2 protein-coding genes are annotated in these 1528 nt (G+C 55.5%); both read right to left on the bottom strand.

Annotated elements, in window-relative coordinates; translation table 11 throughout:
• Positions 1-1105, bottom strand: a protein-coding gene (locus HK23_RS14110) for an IS3 family transposase (protein WP_143217593.1) whose coding sequence is annotated in 2 segments (ribosomal slippage) — positions 1-853 and positions 853-1105 — 1106 coding nt annotated over the 2 segments. Because the reading frame shifts where the segments join, the coding sequence is not laid out codon by codon here. This gene is flagged as partial in the annotation.
• Between the two features lie 153 nt (positions 1106-1258).
• Positions 1259-1528, bottom strand: a 270-nt coding sequence (locus HK23_RS14105) for a hypothetical protein (protein WP_218777719.1), incomplete at its 5' end; no start/stop codon positions are given.

The following is a 1528-nucleotide window of genomic DNA, read 5'->3' as shown; positions in this document are numbered from 1 at the left end:
ACAAGGGTCTCGGGGGCATGCCCCCGAGACCCTTGTCTGGCGATCTGATCCGGTGTCCTGCCATCCAGCTGGGAATGGGGACGCACCGTATTGTAGTCTTCCCGCCAGTCAGCCAGAACCTGTCGGGCATGGCTGAGAGACGTGAACAGCGTCTCGTTGAGGCATTCATCCCTCAACCGGCCGTTGAAACTTTCGACAAAGCCGTTCTGTTGCGGTTTCCCGGGGGCGATATAGTGCCATTCAACCTTCATCTCATCCGCCCATTTCAGGATGGCATGGGATGTGAACTCCGTACCGTTGTCGCTGACAATCATGAGGGGTTTGCCATATCGTTCCACCAGGGCCGTCAGTTCCCGCGCCACACGTCCACCTGATAATGACGTGTCGGCAACCAATGCCAGGTTCTTGCGACTGAAATCGTCGATAACAGCCAGAATGCGGAACCGGCGGCCACAGATCAGGGCATCCGAGACAAAATCCAGGCTCCAGCGCTGCCCGGGTTCCTGAGGGATGGTCATGGGAGAACGCGTCCCCAGTGCCCTCTTGCGGCCGCCCCGATGGCGGACTTTCAGCCCTTCCTCCTGGTAAAGACGGAACAGCTTCTTGTGATTGGGGCTGAACCCTTCGCGTGCCAGAAGATAACCCAGGCGGCGATAGCCAAAGCGGCGTCTCTGGCTCGCCAGATCACGCAGGCGCTGGCGCAGGGTGGCATCATCTGCCCGGGTGGAAACATACCGCGCAACACGCCTGGCAAGACCAACAAGGGCACAGGCGCGACGCTCACTCACCTCCAGAGCCTTTTGAAGGTGTAGGACCGCCTGCCGCTTTGCGACAGGCGTCACCACTTTTTTCCAACAATTTCCTTCAACGCCGCATTATCCAGCATCGCATCCGCCAGGAGACGCTTCAGACGACCGTTTTCATCTTCCAAGGCCTTCAGTCGTTTGGCCTCAGATACCTCAAGGCCACCATAGCGGGTCTTCCATTTGTAAAACGTCGCATCACTGATCCCGTGTTTGCGGCAAAGATCAGAGACCTTGAGCCCAGCCTCCTGTTCCTTCAGCACCCCTATGATCTGCTCTTCCGTAAAACGACTGCGTTTCATTCGTCCGTATCCTTCTCGATCGGACTCTACTTTTAAATGGTTACATTTTCGGGGGGCACGTCAGAACACCTGACTGGTTATCGTAGGTCACATTGAACAGATAGGGTGACGTCTTCCAGACCCCATGGTCCCATTACCTGAATGTCAAAAGCTTTAAAGCTGAAGAAGGCATGCCCGGATCACGACCTGCGTTTTTTCTGACAGTCTGACCGTGCAGGGTATGACCCAAACGCGGCCCTTGTTCTCTGGAAAGCTACCCATCCGATAGGCTAGCCGCCCTGCGGTGTTACGGGCATAGTGCATGTAATCTTCCAGAATAACGTCCTGCACCATAGCGGGAAGATCGAAGCCCTTGGCATTACTGGGTGTAGAGTTTGTTACACCCAGAAGAAACACATAGAACAATAATCGCTTTTTCCGACC

Origin of the sequence: Acetobacter malorum (assembly GCF_002153605.1) — a bacterium.
GTDB lineage: Bacteria > Pseudomonadota > Alphaproteobacteria > Acetobacterales > Acetobacteraceae > Acetobacter > Acetobacter malorum_A.
Note: the sequence above shows the minus strand (reverse complement) of the source record. Positions and strands in the feature narration are given on the sequence as shown.